Here is a 16,907-nt window from a genome sequence, read left to right as displayed (position 1 = left end):
GATGATAGCTCCTGTTGAAAATACATTGAGCCATTCCATCACCGGATCCGCGGGGCAAACCGCCCAGTTCTTCATTCCTGCCACGGCGTCGCTGCAGGAGCGTCGACCCCGCACCCTGAAGCACGGCGATACCTTTGCCGTGCTCGACCACAACGGCGACGTCCTTTCAGGACCGGGCAGTCCCGAAGGCCTGTTTCATCGCGATACGCGCTATCTGTCGCATCTTTATTTGACGATCAACGACAAGCGGCCGATGCTGCTTTCATCGACGCTGCGCGATGACAATGCAACTCTCACCTGTGATCTCACCAACCCTGACCTGTTGGATGAAAAGGGAAGATTGATCGTCGGCCACGACATGATCCATCTCCGCCGATCGCGATTTCTCTGGAATGGGCGGTCCTACGAGCGGCTCGTGCTCAGGAATTACGATGATCGCGCATTGCGAGTTCGCGTTAAATTGGCCTTCGCAGCTGACTTTGCCGATCTCTTCGAGGTGCGAGGCACATCCCGAGCAAAAAAGGGCCGCCATCTTGCTCCGGTCATGAATGAAGGCGCCGTGGTGCTTTCCTATATCGGGCTGGATGACCGCAAGCGGTCCACGCGTCTTTCGTTCGACCCCATACCGACTGAGGTTGAGTGTGATCACGTAACCTACGATCTCGATTTGGCACCGCGGGTGAGCAGATCATTGTTCATCACTGTTGCCTGCGATGAAGCGGAGGCGCAGAGTTGCGTTCATCGTAGCTTTTTCCTTGCCCTGCGGGACGCCCGGCGTGCTCTGCGCACCTCATCATCCCGGGCTACCTCCATCGTGACATCGAACGAGATTTTCAACGAGGTTGCGCGACGCAGCATATCGGATCTTTACACCCTGATTACCGACAAGCCGGAAGGTCCCTACCCTTATGCCGGGATTCCGTGGTTCAGTACGGTCTTTGGCCGCGACGCTCTCATCACCGCGTTTGAGACATTGTGGCTGGATCCGGAGATCGCCCGGGGCGTTCTCGGTCATCTTGCGGCGAACCAGGCCGATCACATCGATCCGGCCTGCGATGCCGAGCCGGGCAAAATTCTGCACGAGGTTCGCTACGGCGAAATGGCCGAGCTTGGAGAAGTTCCCTTCCGCCGCTACTACGGCAGTATCGATTCTACCCCGCTTTTCGTGCTTCTTGCCGGCGCCTACCTGAAAAGAACCGGCGACCTGGCCACGATCTCAAATCTTCTTCCCCACATCGAAGCGGCCCTGGCGTGGATAGACGATTATGGCGACCGTGATGGCGACGGCTTCGTCGAATATGGCAGGCAAACAGACGACGGCTTGATCAACCAGGCTTGGAAAGACAGCCACGACGCCGTCTTTCACGCCGATGGAACGCTTGCTTCGGGACCCATCGCAATTGCAGAGGTCCAGGCCTATGTCTACGGCGCATGGCAAGCGGCGGCCGACATATTTCGTCTGCTTGATCGCCCGGAAAAGGCAACCAGGCTTCTTGCCCGTGCAGAAGCATTGCGCCGGGCCTTTGACATCAGCTTCTTCGACGAGGATTTAGGCACCTATATATTGGCGCTCGATGGAGACAAGCGTCCCTGCAGGGTACGTTCATCGAATGCGGGTCATGCTCTGTTTGCGGGGATCGCCTATCCGGAGCGCGCGGCCTCGGTCGTGCGAACGCTGATGAGTGCGCCATCCTTTTGCGGATGGGGTATCCGCACCATTGCGTCCGAGGAAGCACGCTACAATCCGATGAGCTATCACAACGGCTCCGTCTGGCCGCACGATAACGCGCTGATCGCCAGCGGTTTTGCCCGCTATGGCTACAGGGCCGAGACCGCGCGTATATTCGAGGGATTATTCGCAGCCGCCACCTATATCGATCTGCGGCGGCTTCCCGAACTCTTTTGCGGTCTCTCGCGTCAACGGGCGCAAGGGCCGACCTTCTACCCCGTTGCCTGCTCGCCGCAGGCCTGGGCTGCGGCAGCGCTGCTTTTCCTGCTGCAAGCTTGTCTCGGTCTGGAATTCGATCCAGGCAATTCCCAGCTCAGCTTCTCGCGGCCGCAATTGCCCGCAACCTTCGATGAGGTCGTCCTGCGTCGCCTTCAAGTCGGCAGTGGCTCGGCCGATATCGCGATACGCCGTTCGGGCCGTCAGGTTGTGGTCGATGTGATTGACCGAACAGGCAATATCGGGGTTCTTACAATCGTGTAAGTGCATGTGACGAAAGGCGATTATGGCCGGAACAACGTTACGGCCATGTTCCTTCAGAGGTGGGAATCTTCCTCGCGGCGAAGTGGCGGACTGGAAGGCTGTCCGGCGGTCTGCACGCCGCGCTGGAGTCTTATGAATTGCACCGAGCGTGGTGGAAATCGAACCACGCGGCCCCTATCGTGAGCGTTCGGGTCGGTGACGATGGGAGCCGGCTGATCGATATACCGGGCATCCCAACCCCGCTACAATTCAGTACGCACACGCCATAATTCCGGGAAAAGCTCCACCTCCAGCATCCGCTTCAGATACGAAATACCGGCTGTTCCACCTGTCCCGCGCTTGAAGCCGATCACGCGCTCGACGGTGGTAACATGGTTGAAACGCCACCGCCGGAAATAGTCCTCGAAGTCGACCAGTTTCTCGCCAACCTCATAGGCTTCCCAATATTGCGACGGATCGCGATAAACCGTCACCCAAACGGCCATGACCCCCTCGTCGAATTGCCATGCCTGACGCAAGTCCCGCTTCAGCACTTCCTGCGGGACGGGCAGGCCGGTACGCGCCAGCCGGCGCAAGACTTCATCATAGAGCGAGGGCCGCGCAAGTTCGGCCTCCAGTTTCTCCATAATGTCCGGCCGATGTTCGTGCGGCTTCAACATTGCGAGATTCCGGTTTCCGGCCGCATATTCGATCAGCCGGTATTGCCACGACTGGAAGCCGGACGACTGGCCGAGATCATCGCGGAAGCGCGTATATTCCGATGGCGTCATCGTCCTCAAGACATCCCATGCGGAATTCAGCTGCTCGAAAATCCGGGCCACACGCGATAGCATTTTCAACGCTTCCTGCGTCCGATCGGCCGCGATCATCTTCCTGGCAGCCTGGATTTCGTACAGCGCGAGTTTCATCCACAATTCGGACGTCTGATGCTGGATGATGAAGAGCATCTCGTCATGAGCCGATGAGAGTGGAAGCTGTGCCGTCAGAATCCGATCGATCTGCAAATAGTCGCCATAGGACATGCGCTGCCGGAAATCCATCTCGGCGCCATCTTTCGAAGGATCATAGGTCATTCTGGCTTTCCTCCTCCCAGACATGAAACTCGGGAGGATCTCCCGATATGAAGCGAAACGTCGCTGCCGGTGCCATTGTACAATTTTGTTCGTGAATCGGCAGGCGCGACCTTGCTTCTAGCATAGCGCGGCGAATACCGTGCAGGTTTTGCGAGGTGATTAAGCTCACCCTTGTCCGCAATTTGAACTCAGGCCCGCGCCAACGCCGCTTCCATCCATATCACCCGCTCCAGTAGCCCTTCGCGACGTAGACTCCTACAGCTTTAGCTATGCTCGCCTGCTAATCACTTTTAAGCGCGAGATTTCGGATTAAATTTGATACCTGTCACGAGCGCGCAGATTGCCAATATTGCGATCACGCAAGCGAATACAAAACTGGCGAGGCTCGAACTTGCAACGACGGTCAGCAGGCCGACGCCGATAACGGGAACCGAGTTGCCGAGGAACATCGCGACGTAGAAGCTGGAGACGATCTCCGCTCGTTGCTCGTCAGGTGCAATTTTGTTGACCACCTGAAGGCTGCCACGATAGCCAAGCGCGGCAGCGCAGCCGCTAAGTGCGGTTCCCGCAAGCAAGATCAAGATCGAGCCTAACGTCTGCGCCATAACGAGCAGCGCAACACTCGGCAGAAGCAGCACCAGCCCGCTCAGCATGGCAATGCGGCTTTCGAAATGCCGCGTGGCGATCGTCATAAGGGCTGCGATCAGGAACAGCTCGAAGACGACGGCGCCGCCGACCGCGATGTTGGTCTGGTGCAGGCTTTCGGCAAGGATGGTTGGAAGGAGTGCGGCGTAAAAGCCGATGACCGCGAAAGTGGCAAAGGCGGTAACGGCCGGCGCGATAAAGGAAAACCGCAGCTCCGCCGGAATGCCGAGCCGCGGCCGTAACGAGAGCGTCCGCCAGCTCCCATGCGGCGTCTTCACCGTTTCCGGTGTGCGTGTGAGCAGCACGCCGACAATCGCCAGGATGGCCAGATAGACCAGGAAGGAAAGATGCAGCGGCCAAGGCGCATACTGGGCCAGGACACCCGACAGCAAAGGCCCGAGAGCTATTCCGATGAAATTGGCAGTCGAGGTCATGAGGGTGGCGCGGGACTTCTGCTCGGCCGTATCCAGTTCCGCAAGCCATGCCGCCGCGGTACCGGAGGCAAGTCCGACGCCGAAGCCGCTTAACATTCGTGCCCAGAACAGCCAGCCCGTGCTGAAAGCAGCCAGGAAAATCAGCGTGCTGAGGCCTGCCAATCCAAGGCTTGCGATCCCCACAGGCTTGCGGCCGATCTCGTCGGACAATCGCCCGAATATGAGAAGAGCGACGAAATTGCCGACGACGTAAACGGCATAGACCAGGGTGAGCATGAATTCGGAAAAGCCGAAGGCATGCCGATAGAGGGCGTAAAGGGGCGTAACAAGCGTACTGCCCATAAATATGACTGCCATCATAGCGGCGACCACCACAAAGGCGGCATCATCGCGCAAATTCGTCCTGAGTTTTTGATCAACACTCGCGACCATCGCAAGCCTCTTCATTAACCTTTGCAGCGAGGAGGAAATATCTAGCAAAGAGCGACACACCGGTTACACAGTGGCCCCTCACCGTATCGGTTCGGCACGTTCAAACCCATTGCGGCCTCCGGAGTTCCTTCCGAAATCCAGGACGCCTGTTTAGCGCCGCGGCCGAAAATCGACGGACAATGACGATGTCTGAGCCGACTGCCTTCTTGCCTCGCAACCCAAGCAGGCGAAGCCCCGGCAAGACTTCGCCGTCATGAGACAAGAGACGTCAGGCTGGCCGCAAGAGCGAGAGGCTTCGGGCTTCAAGTTTCAAGATTTTCTTGTCGACCACGCCTCGATCCTGCTCATCCGGATCGGATGTCGACAACTCCAAGGCCCAGCGTTTGTCGTCCGGCAAGGTAAAGCCGACATCTGCATCAAGAGGGTTGAACAGGATCAGAACATCATCCCAGCCCTCTTCGAACGGCTGCTTGCGCGACAGGCGCAAGCCGATCGCCGTATTCGCCTCATCGTCCCATTGCTCGTCCGTCTGCTCGCCGCCACTTGGATTGAGCCAGGTGACGATCAGACCGTCGCGCCAATTTTCCCGCTTGAGGATGGAATGCGCCTGACGCAGGGCGATCAGGCGTTTGGCGAACGTATAAAGCGCTTCGGCGCTGCCATATCGATCGTCCCAATGCAGCCAGCTAAGTTCGTTGTCCTGACAGTAGCCATTGTTGTTGCCCATCTGGCTGCGGCCGGATTCGTCACCCGCCAGCAGCATCGGCGTACCATGCGAGAGAAAGAGGGTCGCGAGAAAATTGCGCTTCTGGCGCTCCCGAACGATATTGATGGCTTCATCGTCGGTCGGGCCTTCCGCGCCGTAATTGTAGCTGCGGTTGTCATTGTGGCCGTCGTTGTTGTCTTCGCCATTGGCTTCATTATGCTTCTCGTTATAGGAGACGAGATCATTGAGCGTGAAGCCGTCGTGGGCCGCGATGAAATTGACGCTCGCCCACGGGCGGCGGCCGCGAAGATCATAGACGTCGCCCGACCCTAAAATGCGGGCGGCAAAATCTCGTGTCATGCCGGGTGTGCCCTTCCAGTAATCCCGTACCGTATCGCGATATTTGTCGTTCCATTCCGCCCAGCCTGGCGGAAATCCCCCCACCTGGTAACCGCCTGGGCCGATGTCCCATGGCTCGCCGACAAGTTTGACCTTGGCAAGCACCGGATCCTGGCCGACCGCGTCGAAGAAGCCGCTGCGCTGGTCGAAACCCTGGGGCTCGCGGCCCAGAATGGTGCCGAGATCGAAACGAAAACCGTCGACATGCATTTCTTCGACCCAATATCGAAGCGAGTCCGTCACCATTTGCAGCACGCGCGGATGCGACGTGTTGATCGTGTTACCGGTGCCGGTGTCGTTGATGTAGTAGCGGGGCTGGTCCGGCAGGGTGCGGTAATAGGAGAAATTGTCGATACCCTTGAATGAAAGGGTTGGACCGAGTTCATTGCCCTCCGCGGTATGATTGTAGACGACATCGAGGATGACCTCGATACCGGCGTCGTGGAAGGCACGCACCATGTCGCGAAAGCCTTCAAGGCCTTTCGGGCCGTAATAACGAGTTGCCGGAGCGAAGAAGGCAAGGCTGTTGTAGCCCCAATAATTGCTCAAGCCCTTGTCGAGCAAGTGACTGTCGTCGAGAAAGAAATGGATGGGAAGGAGCTCGATAGAGGTTATGCCGAGGCTCTTGACGTAATCGACGACCGCCGCGTGCCCCAGACCGTCAAAGGTGCCGCGCAGCGGCTCCGGGATGGCCGGATGCAGCATCGTCATTCCCTTGACATGCGCCTCATAGAAAATGGTCTCGGGCCATGCGACGCCCGGCCTTTTATCGGGTGCTTCGTTCTTGAGGTCGACGACACGGCATTTCGGCATCTGCCCGGCGCTGTCGGTCTCGTCGAAGGAGAGGTCCTTTTGCTCGTCATCCAGAACATAGGCGAACTGTGCTTGCGACCATTCGATGTTGCCCACGAGCTCGCGGGCATAGGGATCGACGAGCAATTTGTTCGCATTGAAACGATGGCCTTTCAGCGGATCGAACGGGCCGTGCACACGGTAGCCATATAAGGCACCCGGCCTCAATCCGGGAACATAGCCATGCCAGATCTCATGAGTATTTTCCGGGAGAGCGATCCGCTCGATCTCGTGCTTTCCGCTGTCGTCGAAAAGGCAGAGCTCCACCTTTTCCGCATAGGCGCTGAAAAGTGCGAAATTGACACCGCCTCCATCGTAGTTCGCTCCCAGGCGCGTGTAATCGCCAGGCTCGATCGCATGCTTCTTGCCGCGTTCCGTCATGAAATCCTCGTAATCATTGGTGCGCAGCAGAAACACCGAATCGAAGCGCTTTGTTCCGGGCTTGGGTTGGAGTCCCATGAATCTGCGCCGGGATGGTCACTTATCTCCCGCGAGAAGGGAGACGGGATGATCGGCAAACAGCTGCGCTGCCAGAAGATTGCTGGCCGATGACGGCTGATCTGTCAGGAGATCGTATAGCGACATGTTGAGCTCTCGCGGCATTATGACAGCAGTATCCTTCCAGAAATCCGATGAGGGCATATCGACCAGATGCGGCACGATCGTAACCGCTATTTTCCGCTCGTAAACGCGCGCGAAGGCCAGGAGATTGGACGCTCGTGCCCCGCTGGTTTCCAAGGGCACATATTTTCCCTCAAGGAAAAGAGAGGGATGTTGATTGCGATAGCGCAGCACCTTTCGGATGATTTGCCGTTTCAAGGAAGCCGCATCCGATGCAAGGGGACCGGCTGCTCCCTTATCAATCCACAGATAGTCGACCGGTCTTCGATTGTCGGGATCGACCAGGCTGAAATCGAGACCCTCGGTACCCTGATAGATATCGGGAATGCCGGGAGCCGTGAGCTTGATCAGCAACTGCGATAGGCTGTTGCGGAAACCGAACTGCATGAAAGGGCCCAGCGTCCGGTCAAAATCACGGATGAACTCCCGATTATCTTTCGAAAGCAAGGCAGCGGCATAGGCCTGGACTGCATCCTCATATGCTGGATTTTCATCCATCCAGTCCGTCCGGAGCTTGGCTTCCCGGATGGCTTTCAAGACATAGGCGCAAAACCGCTCTTTTAGCGCATTCCAATCGGTTCCTTCGATATCCTGCGGCCAGATGCCGGCAAGCGCCTGGTAAAGCATCCATTCGATATTGGGCTCGGGCGCAGGGCCATCGGCAAGGCCGGAACGAAAACGAGAATTCATGTTGCCCCACCGCTCGACACCAGCAACCCAGGCATCAGGATCCTGCGTCAGGCCGTAGAGGCGGGCGCGGGCGTCCTCCCCCCGCTTGGTATCGTGCGTCGATGTCGAGGAAAGGCCGCGGCGTTGTCGCTCAAATCGATCGGTCATGAATTGGTGAAAGGCCGCCACCGAGCCCGGCGGCACATGGGGCTCGCCTCCGACCTCGTTCAATGCGATCAGGCGGTTGTACCGATAAAACAGTGTGTCCTCGACTGCCTTTGCCATGATCGGGCCACTGAGCTGCTGAAATCTGGCTCGAAACTCCAGAGTTTCGGCCGCAGAAACATCCCCTTTCAAAAGATCGCCGAGTGCCTCAAGGGCATCGATGGCCGGCAATCGGCTTCTTGCCTTCTCGCAGGCACGCTCGATGACGGCCACGTCTTCAGACGATACGGCTCCCCGATAGCCGTAGGTGCGGTAAACCGGAAAGGCGACTAGCAGTTCGCGAAGCGCTGACGATATTTCCTGCGGGTCGAAATCAGGAAAAATCGAACATGCCAGACTCGTCAGACGTTTCATCTCGCCGGCAAAATTGCGCTCGATCATCAGCAGCTTCGCCCTGCGCAAGCCTGTGGCAAAGTCGGCCTCCTCCTCGCTGACGGATCTGTAGGCTTCATCCAGCTTGCGTAATCCCTCCTCATTGACGAAGAGATCCGCCACGGCGGCGATGAATTCGTAGCCGGTCGTTCCCGACACCGGCCAATCCGCCGGCAGCGTCTCGCCGCGGGCAAGGATTTTCTCGACGACGATGAACGTGTCCGGGCCGACGGCTTGCCGCAAATGTTCGAGATAGCTCTTCGGATCGGCCAGTCCGTCGATATGGTCGACGCGTAATCCTTCGACCTGCCCGGAACGAACCAATTCGATGATCAGCCGATGCGTGTCGTTGAAGACCCGCGCGTCCTCCACCCGCATCCCGACCAGGCCGGCCACCTCGAAGAAGCGCCGATAGCTGAGGTTTTCGGCGGCATCTTTCCAATAGAGCAATTGCCAGTGCTGCTCGCCGAGAAGCTTTCTCATCGCGGCCGCATCCATCGAAAATGCGCGCAGCCGCTCCGCATCCGTTCCTATGTCCGCCGCCAGCCGCCCGGCACTTTCAATCGAAAGCGGAAGCAGATTGTCGAAATAAGCCAAATAGACGCCGCCATCCGTGGGCTCGTAATGGAGATGAAACTCCGCTGCAGCCAGGCATTCCTCGAACGGCCGCCCGAGCACCGGCAAGGTGAGCTTGCGGCGCCAGTCGATATCGAAATGACCGGCATAGGGGCTGCTTGAGCCACGCTGCAACACGTCACGCCACCAGGCGTTTTCCACGGAGGCAGCCATATGGTTGGGCACGATGTCGAGGATTAAGCCCAGCTTCGCCTGCTGCAACGCCGAGCAGAAAGCATCGAACCCGGCGCGACCGCCGAGCACCGGGTCGATCTCGTTCGCATCCGTGACATCATAGCCATGCGTCGATCCCTTCCCGGCTGTAAAGATCGGCGAGGCATAGACGTGGCTGATGCCGAGATCCTTCAGATAGGGAACCAGTTTCGTTGCCCTGTCAAAGGTGACATCTCCACGAAACTGCAGCCGATAGGTAGAGGTTAAGGCGGTCATGGCTTCCTCGCTGTGTCAGGGGCTCTTACGAACGGAACTGAAAGAGATCTGTTCCCACCTCAGGAACTGTTCTGGCCAAAATGAGTTGGATGCAGGAAAGTTTCAGCGTCATCGGGGACAGGGTGTCATGCAGCACAGCTTCGCATTTGGACCACAGATCAACGAGAATGCGGTCCTGTTTCGTTTATGGGCGCCCTTGTCGGAGCACGTGCTCGTCCGTATCGAGCAGCGTGGGGAATGGGCCATGCGGCCAAGGCAGGACGGGTGGCATGTCGCCGAAGTCAACGATGCGCAGATCGGCGATCGCTATAAATTCGTGCTGGCCGACGGGTTCGCCGTGCCGGATCCTGCCTCACGCTTTCAACCCGAAGACGTTCACGGCCCGAGCGAGCTGATCGATCCAATGTTCGAATGGCGAACACTGGGATGGAAGGGACGGCGCTGGGAGGAAATCGTCATCTACGAACTGCATGTCGGCGCCTTTACGGAAGCCGGCACGTTCCTGTCGGCCATCGAAAAGCTCGACCATTTGCAGCGCCTGGGCATAACGGCCATCCAACTCATGCCGCTTGCGGATTTTCGGGGTCGCTATGGGTGGGGTTACGACGGTGTTTTACCCTATGCGCCGGACAGCAGCTACGGCCGTCCCGAACATCTCAAAATGCTCGTCGATGCAGCCCACGAGCATGGCATCTGCGTCTTTCTGGATGTGGTCTATAATCATTTCGGTCCTGACGGGAACTATCTGCCACGCTACGCGCCGATCTTTGGCGACCGGCACGAAAGCGTCTGGGGCAAAGGCCTGAACTACGATGGCGAGGACAGTCGTTTCGTCCGCGATTTCGTCATCGAAAATGCAATCTACTGGCTGAGCGAGTTTCGGATCGATGGCTTGCGGCTCGATGCCGTTCACGCGATGAAGGACGATAGCGATCCGCATATCCTTCTCGAACTTGCCGAGCGCGTCAGGAGCGCGTTTCCTGAACGCCAAATCCATCTGATCGTCGAGAATGAGGATAATGAATCGGCTCTCCTGGCTCGCGGCGAAGACGGCAAGCCGCGCCATTTTACCGCACAGTGGAATGATGACATCCACCACGCCCTTCATGTGGCGGCCACAGGCGAGACCTTCGGCTACTATCAAGATTATGCCGATTGGCGGCCACGTCTGAGCCGCGCGCTTGCCGAAGGCTTCGCCTTTCAAGGGGAGCACATGGAATATCGAGGCGAGTCGAGGGGATCGCCGAGCGTTGGCTTGCCGCCATCGGCCTTCATCTCCTTCATCCAGAACCATGACCAGATCGGCAATCGGGCACGCGGCGATCGCATGATTTCCTCCCACCCGATCGAGGCGATAAAGGCCATTGCAGCCATATATCTCCTCTCGCCGCAGACCCCCATGCTGTTCATGGGCGAGGAATGGGGTGCAGCAGATCCCTTTCCCTTCTTTTGCGACTTCGACGAGGAGCTCAACGCCAAGATAAGGCGTGGCCGAAAGGAGGAGCTGAAGCGACTGCCCGGCTTTGAAGGGGAGGATGCGTCCGACCCGACAGCCGAAGCCACTTTCCGCAGCGCCAAATTGCGCTGGGACAAAATGAATGAGAACCCGGCAATCGGCGACTATTACGGGCAGCTGCTAAAACTCAGACATCAAATGGTCGTGCCGCTTCTTGCCGACGCGCGTGGTTGCCTGGCCACCTACGATCAGGACGCCTCGCTCATCCGGGTTCGCTGGCAAATGGCATCCGCAAGCCTTCATTTGGCGGCCAATCTGTCCAACACACCTGTTGTTTTGAAAAATCCCATCGAGGGACAAGCATTTTTTTCGTCGGACAGCATGGCAAACAACTCGATCGGGCCGTGGGGGGTCGTCTGGAGTCTGTCGTGAGCCATTTTCGCAAAGCCGGGGGACGAGTTTCCCCTGTCCTTTCGGCAATCCGATCCCAATCAAGTCTCTAAGCTTAACCTTCTAGGCGCTGCGCTTTTTCCAGGGCATCGACGATTACTTTGTCGGTAAATGGCTTGTCGATTATTCCGACTGCTCCTTCGAGGCCGTATCCAACCCGCTCGGGGCTGCCGGTCACAAAAATCACTTTTATCCTGAACCGATCCGTCAATCGGCGCGCGAGCCCTGCTCCGCTATGGCCGTCGGCCAAGCCGAGATCCACGAAAGCCACCTCTGCCTTTGACGCATAGGCCAAGGCCTGCTCCGTCGTCCTAAAAGAGCCCACGACTTCATGGCCGGCTTCGATGGCGATACGCTCCAGTTCGAGTGCCACCAAGGGCTCGTCTTCGACAATCATAATCTTCATCACAATCTCCTCATGCAATAAGAGATAGATCAAATTTGAAGAAAGACGATGTTCGCTACCGGACAATTCCGTCGAACATGCAGCGGCGACGGTATCGTCAACCCTCCAATAAAGATCTTCAGGGTTGCTCACCTCCCATCATCGCCTCTCCATCGTCAAAGAGAAACATCGCTGTTGAAAGAGGGGGAAGATCGAGGAGAAGAGACTGACGGCGCCCATGAGCGGGAAAGTCATCAGTAAGACGATCGCCCGAGCCGATACCTGCTCCGCCATAAACGACATCGTCGGTATCGAGTATCCGTCGCCAGAGGCCGGAAAAAGGGACGCCTACCCTGTATCCGCCGCGGAAGACCGGAGTGAAATTCGAGACGACCAGAATGGCCGTCCCCCTCCCGGCATCGAAGCGCAGCATTCCGAAAACCGACTGTTCGGCATCATCCGAAACCGCCCACTCAAAGCCATCCGGCACGGTATCGCCATGCTGAAGGCAGGGAAAATGCCTGTAGATCCGGTTGAGGTCGCGCACCAGCCGTTGCAGCCCAACATGGGACGGTTCATCGAGGAGATCCCATTCAACGGAACTATCGTGGCTCCATTCCGACCATTGACCGATCTCACCTCCCATAAAGAGAAGCTTCTTACCCGGGTGCCCCCACATGAAGCCGAAAAGAGCACGTAGGTTGGCCATCTTCTGCCACTGATCGCCAGGCATCTTGGCAAGCATGGAACCCTTTCCATGCACAACTTCGTCATGTGAAAACGGCAGGATGAAGCGCTCGCTATAGGCATAGATCATGCCGAAGGTCATCGAGCCATGATGATACTTTCGAAACACCGGATCGTCGGACATGTAATGGAGCGTGTCGTGCATCCATCCCATGTTCCACTTCATGTCGAAGCCGAGCCCGCCTTCCGCAGCCGGTCTGGTGATATTCGGAAAAGCGGTCGACTCCTCGGCGATCATCAGCGCATGCGGGCAGCGTTCGTGAACGATGCTGTTCAGATGCTTGAAGAACTCGATGGCCTCCAGGTTTTCGCGCCCGCCATAGCGGTTCGGGATCCACTCGCCTTCCGGGCGGCTATAGTCGCGATAGAGCATGGAGGCGACGGCATCGACGCGCAATCCGTCCACATGATAGCGGTCGAGCCATTCGAGCGCGCTCGCAATCAGGAAGCCTTTGACCTCGTTGCGGCCAAGATTATAGATCAGCGTGTTCCAGTCGCGATGGAAGCCTTCGCGCGGATCTTCATGCTCATAAAGCGCGGTGCCGTCAAAACGCGCCAGTCCCCACACATCCGTCGGAAAATGCGCCGGCACCCAATCCAGAATGACACCGACCCCTTCCTGGTGGCAGCGGTCGACGAAATATGCGAAATCTTCGGGCGTGCCGTGGCGCCCGGTCGGCGCAAACAGGCCGAGTGGCTGATATCCCCATGATCCGCCAAAAGGATGCTCCATGATCGGCAGGAGTTCGATATGGGTGAAACCCATTTCGCTGACATAGGGAATGAGCCGCTGCGAGAGTTCGATCCAATCGAGCGCGCGGCCGCCATCTTCCATCTCGCGCAGCCAAGAGCCGGCATGAACCTCGTAAATCGAAAGCGCCTTGGCGAAATGATCGGCGTTCCGGCAATTGTCCATCCAGGCATGATCGTTCCAATCGAAGGGTTCGGACGAAGCCACCACGGACGCCGTCGATGGCGCCGGCTCCGCCGCCCGCGCGACCGGATCGGCCTTTTGCGGAAGCAGGTTGCCGAAGCGATCGACAATCTCGAACTTATAGCGTTCGCCGACTGTGATATGCGGGATGAATATCTCCCAGACACCTGCCTGTGGCCGAAGCCTCATCGGATGGCGGCGTCCATCCCAGGCGTTGAAGTCGCCGACGACGGATACGCGGCTTGCATTCGGCGCCCAAACCGCAAAGCGCACGCCCGCGACGTCGTCAACCGTCATGGGATTGGCGCCGAGAGCCTCGCTCAGGTTGTAATGCGTGCCTTGCGAGATCAGATGGAGATCCAGATCGCCGAGCAACGGCGCAAAGCTGTAGGGGTCCGCCGTCACCTGGACTGCATCGGGCCATTGAATTCTCAGATAATAGGCGTTGCGTTCGGCAAGTGTGGCGCCAAACAAGCCGGCCGGATGGATAAGATCGGCCAAAGCCAGAACGCGATCGCTGTCTCGGTTGAGGATTTCAACGCGCAAAGCCCCCGGAAGATAGGCTCTGACGCTGTAGCGGCCGTCCACACCTTGGTGCATGCCGAGGATCGAAAAGGGGTCTCCATGCCGCCCCTCCACCAGGGCATGCACGGAACCCGCATCCACTCCGCTGATAATGTCGGCAACATCGCTCATGAACGGCTCTCCGAAAGTCGGGCTATGATGCCAGCAAGTCCGTCCAGCGGGATCGGAAGCCATTTCGGACGGTTTCGTGCCTCGTATGCGATCTCATAGGCAGCCTTCTCCAGAAGAAAGATGTCGATGATCCGCCGCACCTCGGCAGGCGTTTTGGGCAAATCGGGCGAAGCCGCCAGCGCTTCGATATAGGACGTCAGAAAAACGCGCTCCGCATTTTCTGCGAAGCGCCGGATCACCTCTCGGCGGCGGGCATCATGATGATCCGAAATGGCGTCGTTTTCGAGCATGGCGGTTGCTGAGAGATAGTCGAGCGACCGCAGCAGGCCGGCAGCATCGCGCAACGGGCTCGTCTTGGCGCGGCGCTCGGCAAGATTGCGCGCCGGCTCGCCTTCGAAATCGATGATAACGGCATCGCCCTCTGTCACCAGGATCTGACCAAGATGGAAATCACCATGCGCACGCGTCAACAATGTGCCCTTCGCCTCGTCCGCAAGCTTGCTGGCAAGCGCAAGGATCCTATCGCGTTCGGCAAGCAGCAAAGCTATTTGTTCTGCGATCTCCGGCTCGACACTCTCTTCGAGGTCGGTCAGCTTGGAAAAGGCATAGGTGATCTCGCCCGTTATGGTTTTGCGAATGTCGGCGATATCGCGTGCATCCGCCCGGCGTGGCGAGAAAGCTTCGTTATCGGTCGGCTGCGCCAGCAAGACATGCAGTTCTCCGAGGCGTTCGCCGACCATGGAAATGAAATGCAGAAGTGGCCGCAGTTGCTCATCACCCGTCTCGACTGCGGCTTCGGTGAGAACGATTTCGTCAGCGGTGCGACGTAGGTTGGACAGCATCCAGTTCCAGGCATCACCCTGATTGCGGATCGCTCCCTGGACGATGATAAGCGTCGATCGGCGGCCTTCGCCATCAGTCCGCGCCACCTCGCCCAGAAGGGGTGCGGTATGCTCATAACCGTGCTCCGTCAAATAGCGTGTCATTTCGACTTCGGGATGGATGCCGACGAAGACATGGCGGATCAACTTGATCATCGCCAAGTCACCGACGAGCAGGGAGCTGTTGGATTGTTCGGCCGAAAGCCAGCGGATCGGCATATCCTCGGTCAACGCCAGACCATCGAGCCTGTCGGTGCCGATGAATTCGATCATGCCGGTGCGCCCGCTGACCGTCGAGCGGTCGCACAGGCCTTGAAGAATGCCGCGCGCCATCATCTCGACGGCAAATCCATCGGTCAGGAGTCCTACCCGCCTGCCCTGCCGGATGCGGGCAAGGGAAAGCTGCTGGGCGAGCACATTGGGCGCCGTGTCGTCCCACTCGGCTGCGAGCGGCAATTGATAGCTCTCCACATGGTCCGGCAACACAACCTCGATCTCTCCGAGCACGATACCGTCGGCAAAGGGTATCGGTGTCGCGGAAACAAGCCTTGCCTCCTGCAGAGCCTGGTCCTTGGCTCCGAACCAGCGGCGCTTCGAAAGATAGGCCGGTAGGATATCCCTGCTCAGCACCGCAGCGTGATGCGGCAGCTCGGCAAGCTCCGTCAGACTGCGCCGGATAACGATCGTCACCAGATCGACAAGTTGCTCGGGCGGTGCTTTGCGCCAGGCTGGGCCGTCAGCCTCGGCATTGAGCTGGAACCAGAAGAAACCGTAGGGAGGCAATGTGAGCAGGTAGGTGAGCTGCCCGATCGGCGGAAACGGCGACATGCCCGTCAACTCGACCGGGACCCGCCCTTCGAACTGCTGCAGATCGAGCTCCACGGCCTGGGGAACGCGCGAGAGGTTTGCAACGCACAGGATGACCTGCTCACCATATTCGCGCAGGTAGGCGAGAATCCGCCGGTTGGCCGGCGTCAGAAACCGCATCGTACCCCGCCCGAAGGCGCTGTGGCGGCCCCTCAGCGCCAGCATTCGCCGTGTCCAATTCAATAGGGAATGCGCGTCCGATACCTGCGCCTCGACGTTCAATGCTTCATAACCGTAGAGGGGATCGGCAACCGGCGGCAATACCAGGCGTGCCGGATCTGCGCGCGAAAAACCTCCGTTGCGGTCGGGGGACCATTGCATCGGGGTGCGAACCCCGTCGCGGTCGCCGAGATAAATATTGTCTCCCATGCCGATCTCATCGCCGTAATAGACGATGGGTGTTCCCGGCATGGACAGCAGCAACGCATTCATGAGCTCGATTCGGCGGCGGTCGCGCTCCATCAATGGCGCCAGCCGACGTCGGATGCCAAGGTTGATGCGGGCGCGCTTATCGGAGGCATAGGTCTCCCACAAATAGTCGCGTTCAGCGTCGGTGACCATTTCGAGCGTCAGCTCGTCGTGATTTCGGAGGAAGATCGCCCATTGGCAGATCTCGGGAATTTCCGGCGTCTGCCGTATGATGTCGGTGATCGGGAAGCGGTCCTCCTTGGCAATTGCCATGTACATGCGCGGCATGAGGGGAAAATGGAACGCCATATGGCATTCGTCGCCGTCGCCGAAATATTCTCGCGTGTCCTCTGGCCACTGGTTTGCCTCGGCAAGGAGCAG

Annotated in this window: 9 protein-coding genes; 2 read left to right on the top strand and 7 right to left on the bottom strand. The window is 58.3% G+C overall.

Annotated features, from left to right (window positions below; genetic code table 11):
• The first annotated feature begins 1 nt into the window (after position 1).
• Positions 2 to 2,209, top strand: coding sequence for an amylo-alpha-1,6-glucosidase (locus tag C7U61_RS04445; protein ID WP_181315789.1), 2,208 nt, complete (start codon positions 2 to 4; stop codon positions 2,207 to 2,209).
• 242 nt (positions 2,210 to 2,451) lie between these two features.
• Here C7U61_RS04445 and kynA read toward each other — a convergent pair whose 3' ends face one another.
• The 4 genes from kynA to treY all read right to left on the bottom strand — a co-directional run bounded on the left by kynA (position 2,452) and on the right by treY (position 9,702).
• Positions 2,452 to 3,282 (bottom strand): tryptophan 2,3-dioxygenase, encoded by an 831-nt coding sequence (kynA, locus tag C7U61_RS04440; RefSeq protein ID WP_106996955.1) that lies wholly within the window; start codon positions 3,280 to 3,282, stop codon positions 2,452 to 2,454.
• 290 nt (positions 3,283 to 3,572) lie between these two features.
• The gene (locus tag C7U61_RS04435; protein ID WP_280952751.1) at positions 3,573 to 4,733 is read right to left on the bottom strand and encodes an MFS transporter; all 1,161 of its coding nucleotides are present in this window, start codon (positions 4,731 to 4,733) and stop codon (positions 3,573 to 3,575) included.
• Positions 4,734 to 5,061: 328 nt separating this feature from the next.
• Positions 5,062 to 7,131, bottom strand: coding sequence for a glycogen debranching protein GlgX (glgX, locus tag C7U61_RS04430; protein WP_106996972.1), 2,070 nt, complete (start codon positions 7,129 to 7,131; stop codon positions 5,062 to 5,064).
• A gap of 96 nt (positions 7,132 to 7,227) precedes the next feature.
• Positions 7,228 to 9,702 carry a malto-oligosyltrehalose synthase gene (gene treY / locus C7U61_RS04425; protein ID WP_106996954.1) on the bottom strand — a complete coding sequence of 825 codons (2,475 nt, stop codon included), beginning with the start codon at positions 9,700 to 9,702 and terminating at the stop codon, positions 7,228 to 7,230.
• 127 nt (positions 9,703 to 9,829) lie between these two features.
• Here treY and treZ point away from each other — a divergent pair, with 127 nt between their 5' ends.
• A complete protein-coding gene (gene treZ, locus C7U61_RS04420; protein WP_106996953.1) occupies positions 9,830 to 11,590 on the top strand; it encodes a malto-oligosyltrehalose trehalohydrolase in 1,761 nt (586 codons plus the stop codon).
• Between the two features lie 73 nt (positions 11,591 to 11,663).
• On the opposite strand, the gene C7U61_RS04415 is transcribed toward treZ, so the two are convergent.
• The 3 genes from C7U61_RS04415 to C7U61_RS04405 all read right to left on the bottom strand — a co-directional run.
• Positions 11,664 to 12,014, bottom strand: a complete 351-nt coding sequence (locus C7U61_RS04415; protein WP_106996952.1) for a response regulator — start codon at positions 12,012 to 12,014, stop codon at positions 11,664 to 11,666.
• 118 nt (positions 12,015 to 12,132) lie between these two features.
• The gene (glgB, locus tag C7U61_RS04410; RefSeq protein WP_106996951.1) at positions 12,133 to 14,370 is read right to left on the bottom strand and encodes a 1,4-alpha-glucan branching protein GlgB; all 2,238 of its coding nucleotides are present in this window, start codon (positions 14,368 to 14,370) and stop codon (positions 12,133 to 12,135) included.
• Positions 14,367 to 16,907 (bottom strand): putative maltokinase (locus tag C7U61_RS04405; RefSeq protein WP_106996950.1); only part of this gene is annotated, 2,541 nt, incomplete at its 5' end. The genes glgB and C7U61_RS04405, both read right to left, overlap by 4 nt.

This window comes from Rhizobium sp. JAB6 (genome assembly GCF_003024605.1).
GTDB lineage: Bacteria > Pseudomonadota > Alphaproteobacteria > Rhizobiales > Rhizobiaceae > Rhizobium.
This window is presented reverse-complemented; position numbering and strand designations above follow the sequence as displayed.